Source organism: Zoogloea sp. (genome assembly GCF_028693495.1).
Lineage (GTDB): Bacteria > Pseudomonadota > Gammaproteobacteria > Burkholderiales > Rhodocyclaceae > Zoogloea.
In genome coordinates this window covers 23,871-29,870 of record NZ_JAQUVG010000037.1, presented here as the reverse complement: position 1 = coordinate 29,870, position 6,000 = coordinate 23,871, and the positions used below count along the sequence as shown (strand labels likewise).

Here is a 6,000-nt window from a genome sequence, read left to right as displayed (position 1 = left end):
GTATAGCCCCTCTGTCTTGAGCTGCCGGGCACATTGCTCAATAAATGCCTCCCAACTCTTGTCATCCATTAGAAGCAAACGCTGCTCAGGCGTAGGTTGCTCAGGACCCGGATGGTAGATGGGGTGGTTCATTTCTCGAGGCGTTTTGTCGGTTTAGTCCTTGGCTCCAAAAAATTTCTGAAATACACCCTGTGCAGGGACGGGTCAGCGGTCGAGAGCCAATTTACGACAATTATGCCATTGTAAATTCGCTCGTGAAGGTATTCTGCTAGCTGGGTAAATATGTACGCAGCTAACCGATGGCCAATGGCTTCCGGTCTGTCATCATCGCGGCCACTCAAGTCAGCCAACTCTGGCACTTTCCTATGCCGCACAGGCCGACCGACTGACGCTATTGCCCAGCGGCCCACCGTATCCCTCAGAAGTGACGCTGACCCGCGACAGCCTTCCTGGTTGTCACAATTTCTTAACTTACTGGAAATCTATATTTCTATATTATTGGAAATATGAAAACCTTGAACGCCGCCGAATTCCTTGCTGCGCTGGGGCATGAATCTCGCCTCGCCATCTTTCGTCTGCTGGTTGAAGCCGGCCCCGAAGGCATGAACGTCAGTGCCATCGCGGAGAAGCTGAGCCTCCCAGGGGCGACCCTATCCTTTCACCTCTCGCACCTGAGCCGTGTCGGCCTCATCAAGGGCGAACGAGAAAGCCGCTTCATCCGCTACTCGGCGGAGTACGGAACGATGGACGAACTCATTGCTTTCCTGACCAGCAACTGTTGCCAGGGCAAGGCCTGCCTGCCCAAGACGGCCAGTTGCGACACTACCGCCAAACGTCGCACCAACACTTCCAACCCCGAAGGGAACGCGCCATGAGCGATCGCATCTTCAATGTCCTCTTTCTCTGTACTGGCAACTCCGCCCGCAGCATCCTCGCGGAAACCCTACTGAACCACTTGGGTAAAGGACGTTTCCGTGCCTACAGTGCAGGCAGCCATCCCAGCGGCGAGGTGAATCCCCTGGTGCTGGAACTGCTGAACCAGCAAGGCATGCCGGTCGATGGCCTGCGCAGCAAGAGCTGGGATGAGTTTGCGACGCCCGATTCCCCAGCGCTCGACTTCGTGTTTACCGTCTGCGACAACGCCGCCGGTGAAGTCTGCCCCGTCTGGCCAGGCCAGCCGATGACCGCTCACTGGGGTATCGAGGACCCGGCTGCCGTGGAAGGGAGCGATGCGGTGAAACGTGAAGCCGTTTCCACAGCCTACCGACTGCTGAGCCGTCGTCTCTCTTTGTTTCTCAATCTGCCCATTCAGAAGCTCAATGGTCTGTCGCTCCAGCAACACCTGGACGACATCGGCCGTACTGCGGGCTGACAAGCGCCCGCGCACACCCCCAACGAAAGACAACGGAACACACGATGAGTACCCCCAAGACCGTCCTCGTCCTCTGCACGGGCAACTCCTGCCGCTCCCAGATGGGCGAAGCCATCCTCAATCACGACCTGGCCGGCCTGGTCCGCGGCATCTCGGCTGGCACCAGCCCCCAGCCCAAGGTGGCCGACGGCGCCATCGAGGCTCTGAAGCTCGCCGGATTGCCGACCGAAGGCTTGTTCCCAAAGACCGTCGACGATGTCATGGACGAGGACATCGACCTGGTGGTCAGCGTCTGCGACAACGCCAAGGAAACCTGCCCCATCTTCCCGCGTCCGGTAAGGCGCATCCACGTTGGCTTCCATGACCCTCACGGTGAGCCGCTCGAGAGTTTTCTGGCTGTGCGTGATGACATCCGTGCCCGTCTCGTGCCGGCAGTCCGCGAAGCGTTCGGCCTGTAAGGAACAGCAATGTCTGCTATTCAATGTGAAGTCACCGCAAAGATCGCGGCCGGCGCACCAATGAGCGTCTTCGAGCGCTACCTGACCGTCTGGGTCTTCCTCTGCATCGTCACCGGCATTGCCGCTGGGCAGGCGTCACCCGGCCTCTTCCAGGCCATCGGCCGCATGGAAGTGGCCCAAGTCAATCTGCCGGTCGGTCTCCTCATCTGGGTCATGATCATTCCGATGCTGGTGAAGGTCGATTTCGGCGCCCTGGCCGAAATGAGGCAGCACGTTCGCGGCATCGGCGTGACGCTGTTCGTGAACTGGCTGGTGAAGCCTTTTTCGATGGCCTTCCTGGGCTGGCTGTTCATCCGCAACCTGTTCGCACCGATGCTGCCGGCTGAGCAGCTGGACAGCTACATCGCTGGCCTCATCCTGCTGGCAGCTGCGCCCTGCACGGCGATGGTCTTCGTTTGGAGCCGGCTGACCAACGGGCATCCGCTGTTCACCTTGTCGCAGGTGGCGATCAACGACACGATCATGGTCTTTGCCTTCGCGCCCTTGGTGGCTTTCCTGCTCGGTATCTCGTCCATCACGGTGCCTTGGGACACGCTGTTGGCCTCGGTCGTCCTCTATATCGTGATTCCGGTCATCCTGGCTCAGCTCTGGCGCAAGGCATTGCTGGCCAAGGGACAGGCCGCCTTCGACACGGCGATGGCGAAGATTGGCCTGTGGTCCATCTCGGCGCTGCTGGCGACCCTGGTGCTGTTGTTCGCCTTCCAGGGCGAAGCTATCATCAAACAGCCACTGGTCATCGCGCTGTTGGCTATTCCCATCCTTATCCAGGTCCTCTTCAACTCGGCCCTGGCTTATTGGCTGAACAAGCTTGTTGGCGAAAGGCACAGCATAGCCTGCCCGTCCGCGCTGATCGGCGCCTCGAACTTCTTCGAACTGGCCGTGGCGGCCGCCATCAGCCTCTTCGGGTTTGAATCTGGCGCTGCGCTGGCTACCGTCGTAGGTGTCCTCATCGAGGTGCCGGTTATGCTGCTGGTTGTGAAAGTCGTCAATGCATCCAAGGGCTGGTACGAAGCCCAAAACACGTAAGAACCGCGCGCAAGGAGACCATCATGAAAAAACTCGAAGTGTTCGACCCCGCCATGTGCTGTTCCACGGGCGTCTGTGGCGTCGATGTAGACCCGGTGCTGGCTCAGTTCGCGGCCGACCTGAAATGGGTCGAACAGCACGGCATCACCGTGGCACGCCACAACCTCGGCCAGGAGCCGCAGGCCTTTGCCGCCAATCCGGCGGTGGTCAAGGAAATGGAAGCCGGCATGGACCGCCTGCCGATCCTCGCCGTTGATGGCCACATCGTCTCCACCGGCATGTATCCGTCGCGTGCCCAATTGGCCCAGAAGCTGGGCATCACGCTGACGACCGCCGAGAAGCCGCACATCAAGGCTGGTAGCTGTGGCTGCAAGCCGGGAACCTGCTAAAAAGGAGCCAAATCATGTCGCTGCCCAATATCCAGACCCGCTACTTGTTCTTCACGGGCAAGGGCGGCGTCGGTAAAACATCGCTCTCCTGTGCCACAGGCCTGGCACTGACCGAAGCCGGCAAGAAGGTACTCATTGTCAGCACCGACCCGGCCTCCAACCTGGACGAGGTGCTGGGTGTGGGGCTGAGTCAGTCGCCGACCGCCATTCCCGGTGCACCGGGGCTGTTCGCTTTGAACATCGACCCGGAGGCCGCAGCCCATGCCTACCGGGAACGGATGGTGGGACCGTACCGCGGCATCCTGCCGGCCGCCGCAATCCAGAGCATGGAGGAGCAATTTTCGGGAGCCTGTACCGTCGAGATTGCGGCCTTCGACGAGTTCTCCAAGCTGCTCGGCGATCCAGTGGCGACCGCAGAATTCGACCACGTCATCTTCGACACGGCACCCACCGGCCACACGCTACGCCTGCTGACTCTGCCCTCGGCTTGGGACGAGTTCATCTCGTCTTCGACTGGCGGTGCTTCATGTCTTGGCCCGCTGGCTGGCCTGGAGAAGCAGAAGGCCTTATACGCCGCAACGGTGGCACGCTTGTCCAGCGCCGACGAGACGACCGTCATTCTGGTCGCCCGTGCAGATACGGCCTCCTTGCGTGAGGCCAACCGAACCCGCCTTGAACTGACTGACCTGGGCATTTGCAACCAGACTCTGGTCATCAACGGCTTGTTCTCTGGCGATACGGTTGGCGATGCCGTTGCTGCTGCAATGGTGGCTCGCGCCTCAGCAGCTATTGAAACCATGCCACCAGAACTCGCCAACTTACCGCAAACGCGCATCCCCTTCCTGCCCCGTGGCACGGTGGGTCTGGATGCCCTGCGCGAGATGGCACACCCCGAGACGGTCATCGCTCCAACCCGTACCGTTATGCCGGAAACCGCTCTACCGCCTAAGCTTCGCGGTCTCGTAGAGGACATCGCAGCAACGGGGCATGGGGTCGTCATGACCATGGGCAAAGGCGGCGTAGGCAAGACGACGGTGGCGGCCGCTATCGCGGTTGCTTTGGCCAAAAAAGGCCACAAGGTGGTGCTGTCCACAACCGATCCGGCAGCCCACACGGCAGCAGCCATTGATGGCGTCGTACCCGGACTGGCGGTGACACGCATCGACCCCGCTCAGGAAGTTAAGCAATACACCGAGGAGGTGTTGGCCAAGGCCGGGCAGCATCTCGATGCAGGTGGGCGTGCCCTGCTTGAAGAGGACTTGCGCTCACCCTGCACCGAAGAAATCGCCGTATTCCGAGCCTTCGCCCGCACCGTCGATGAAGGCAAGGATGGTTTCGTGGTACTGGATACAGCGCCGACGGGGCATACCATTCTCTTGCTCGATGCGGCAGAGGCGTACCACCGGGAAGTCATGCGGACCCAGGGCGACATGCCCGAAGCCGTACTCCAATTGCTCCCTCGGCTGCGCGACCCCAGCTATACCCGTGTGCTCATCGTGACACTGCCGGAAGCCACGCCTGTTCATGAGGCTGAACGCCTTAGCGCCGACTTGGCTCGAGCAGGTATTGAACCGCATGCTTGGATCATCAACCAGTCGCTCTTGGCCAGCGGAACAAAGCATCCCGTTCTTTGCCAGCGTGGTGCCTATGAAGTGCCTTTCATTCGTCGAGTTGCTGACAACCTGTCCAAGCAATCGGCGCTGATACCGTGGCTAGTAGAAGCACCCGTTGGCGAGAGTGGCCTGGCGCACTTTGTCGGCATGTAACTCGAAGGGTGAATGCGCAGGGTAAATTTCGACTGCTCTGTGCATTGTTGCAGCCATTGGGTTGGCTCCTGCTGGCTACAGACCGGGAAGCTGTCGTTGAGTACTGAAGTAGGGTGGGCGGCAGCTGACCGTCTCATCACTGCCATTCCATTCGCCGGGCGAGAAAGTCGGCAATGGCCTTGAGAGTGCTGCTCGGAACGGGTATGTGCGGAACGCATCGTACTCTCTCGTGCCCTCCCTGTTCGCCCTCTGGAGCTTGCGGCATCTGTTGAGCGCAAGGACTTGCGGGTTCTCGGTACGCTGTTGGCATGGCACTCGATCTCGCCCAACTCGAATCCCACCTGTGGGAATCCGCCAACATCCTGCGCGGCCCGGTGGATGCCGCCGACTTATCTGGAGCTAGAGCATGTCGCCGAGATCCTCGGCTGGTATCGCGGCTTTGCTGATATGCAAGATGCCGCCCGGGGGGTAGTCTTGACGGGGTTAAGGCTGAAGACTGGACGCTTTACATTTCCCGCTATGTCCTGCCGCCGCTGCAAGAAGGCATCCCTCCGCTGCCCGATGCCATCGCGGTATTCAAGGACGCGTTCACCTGCCGTCAGGCCGAAGAGCGGCTTGCGCAGTTCATGGCCAATGGGGGACGGCGGTCGTGACAGCCTTTTCAGCACTTAATCCGAAATCCCCAAGGGAAGCAGACCGTGCGCGACTGATGGTCGAACGCCTTGTAGCACTCTCCCAGTGCATCGAACACGGCGCATCCCCCAATCCCACAGTCCTGCTCTGCATCCGCAATACCAAATTATCGCCAGATGTCCGGCTTCGCTATCGAGCCAATTGGGTACGCAGCTTGATTGAGTGGCGTCGGGACACGGAAAGCCCGCGAATCATCGAGCTGATGGAAGCCACTCATGCACTTCTGGTGGCACGTC

The 6,000-nt window shown here is 60.1% G+C and carries 6 protein-coding genes; all 6 read left to right on the top strand.

What is annotated here, in order from left to right; genetic code table 11:
• The first annotated feature begins 506 nt into the window (after nucleotides 1-506).
• Genes PHD22_RS08100 through arsA form a run of 6 tightly spaced genes read left to right on the top strand, consistent with a single transcriptional unit; the run spans nucleotide 507 to nucleotide 5,071 of the window.
• Nucleotides 507-875: a metalloregulator ArsR/SmtB family transcription factor gene (locus tag PHD22_RS08100; RefSeq protein ID WP_299864864.1), complete on the top strand. Its 369-nt coding sequence runs from the start codon at nucleotides 507-509 to the stop codon at nucleotides 873-875.
• The gene (locus PHD22_RS08095) at nucleotides 872-1,372 is read left to right on the top strand and encodes an arsenate reductase ArsC (RefSeq protein ID WP_299864862.1); all 501 of its coding nucleotides are present in this window, start codon (nucleotides 872-874) and stop codon (nucleotides 1,370-1,372) included. The genes PHD22_RS08100 and PHD22_RS08095 overlap by 4 nt, the downstream gene beginning before the upstream one ends.
• 44 nt (nucleotides 1,373-1,416) lie before the next feature.
• Complete coding sequence (locus PHD22_RS08090; protein ID WP_299864859.1) at nucleotides 1,417-1,830, top strand: arsenate reductase ArsC; 414 nt, start codon at nucleotides 1,417-1,419, stop codon at nucleotides 1,828-1,830.
• 9 nt (nucleotides 1,831-1,839) lie between these two features.
• Nucleotides 1,840-2,916, top strand: coding sequence for an ACR3 family arsenite efflux transporter (arsB, locus tag PHD22_RS08085; RefSeq protein WP_299864856.1), 1,077 nt, complete (start codon nucleotides 1,840-1,842; stop codon nucleotides 2,914-2,916).
• A gap of 23 nt (nucleotides 2,917-2,939) precedes the next feature.
• Nucleotides 2,940-3,305 carry an arsenite efflux transporter metallochaperone ArsD gene (gene arsD / locus PHD22_RS08080; protein WP_299864853.1) on the top strand — a complete coding sequence of 122 codons (366 nt, stop codon included), beginning with the start codon at nucleotides 2,940-2,942 and terminating at the stop codon, nucleotides 3,303-3,305.
• A gap of 14 nt (nucleotides 3,306-3,319) precedes the next feature.
• On the top strand, nucleotides 3,320-5,071 hold the full coding sequence (arsA, locus tag PHD22_RS08075; protein ID WP_299864850.1) for an arsenical pump-driving ATPase: 1,752 nt from the start codon (nucleotides 3,320-3,322) through the stop codon (nucleotides 5,069-5,071).
• Nucleotides 5,072-6,000 lie beyond the last annotated feature (929 nt).

What these genes read in the sequence shown, in the direction of transcription:
- arsB (WP_299864856.1), top strand. Translation starts at nt 1,840, where the DNA reads ATGTCTGCTATTCAATGTGAAGTCACCGCAAAGATCGCGGCCGGCGCA.
- PHD22_RS08095 (WP_299864862.1), top strand. Translation starts at nt 872, where the DNA reads ATGAGCGATCGCATCTTCAATGTCCTCTTTCTCTGTACTGGCAACTCC.
- arsA (WP_299864850.1), top strand. Translation starts at nt 3,320, where the DNA reads ATGTCGCTGCCCAATATCCAGACCCGCTACTTGTTCTTCACGGGCAAG.
- PHD22_RS08090 (WP_299864859.1), top strand. Translation starts at nt 1,417, where the DNA reads ATGAGTACCCCCAAGACCGTCCTCGTCCTCTGCACGGGCAACTCCTGC.
- PHD22_RS08100 (WP_299864864.1), top strand. Translation starts at nt 507, where the DNA reads ATGAAAACCTTGAACGCCGCCGAATTCCTTGCTGCGCTGGGGCATGAA.
- arsD (WP_299864853.1), top strand. Translation starts at nt 2,940, where the DNA reads ATGAAAAAACTCGAAGTGTTCGACCCCGCCATGTGCTGTTCCACGGGC.